1 protein-coding gene and 1 pseudogene are annotated in these 690 nt (G+C 54.2%); one reads left to right on the top strand and one right to left on the bottom strand.

Annotation, left to right across the window (positions count from 1 at the left end; all coding sequences use genetic code 11):
• The coding region (locus ACYVL2_RS20015; protein ID WP_460546564.1) for an AraC-like ligand-binding domain-containing protein at positions 1-339 on the bottom strand (339 nt) is incomplete at its 3' end.
• 153 nt (positions 340-492) lie between these two features.
• Here ACYVL2_RS20015 and ACYVL2_RS20010 point away from each other — a divergent pair.
• A pseudogene (locus ACYVL2_RS20010) lies at positions 493-690 on the top strand (hypothetical protein); the annotation flags it as partial.

Raw genomic sequence — 690 nt, 5'->3', positions numbered from 1 at the left:
AGGGTGCAAAAACACTTCCCGCCCTTGCTGTTGCAGACAATACCGGCCTTGCAGCAACAGGACGGCAAAATAATTATCCAACTGCGGACGACTGATTTCTCGCGTCCCGCGCTGGATGGTCAGACTGTTGGAATGGATCACGGATAGTTGCAACGCCTGCCAAGGATAGAGCGTCATCTCGTTGTAAAGCGGGGCTGCCGTGGGCGGGACGATGTCCACCTCTGCATATTCACGTCCAATCACCTCACACAACCAAGCCTTGCGCTGACTGGGTGCGACCAGATCGGAGCTATATTTGCGACCTGTCGCTGCGACCACTGTCCTTGCTTGCTGCGCCATGACCCTCTCCTTTGCTGAGCGAAATTAAGTCACAAACAGCTAGATTTCGCAAGCGAGTCATCTCCGTTTCAGTCAAGCGTGAGCTCCGTCCAGATCAAGCAGGCCATGACAGATCGGCTATGCTGGGGACACGATATCCCCCAGGAGACTTTGATGCAATCGACCCCACAAGCCCACCAGATGTTATTGAAAGGGGCCGCATGCTGGCTGCTGATGGCGTTGTTACTGGCATGGTGTATGGTGGGCCTGAACTTTGGTGTGCCGCCACTCAAGGCCATTTTCGCGGGAAAATTCACGCGGCTGTTGCAAGCACATATCGATTTTCTGCTGATGACCGCACTCATTTTTGGC

The sequence above is a fragment of the Glycomyces halotolerans genome, assembly GCF_054779575.1.
Note: the sequence above shows the minus strand (reverse complement) of the source record. Positions and strands in the feature narration are given on the sequence as shown.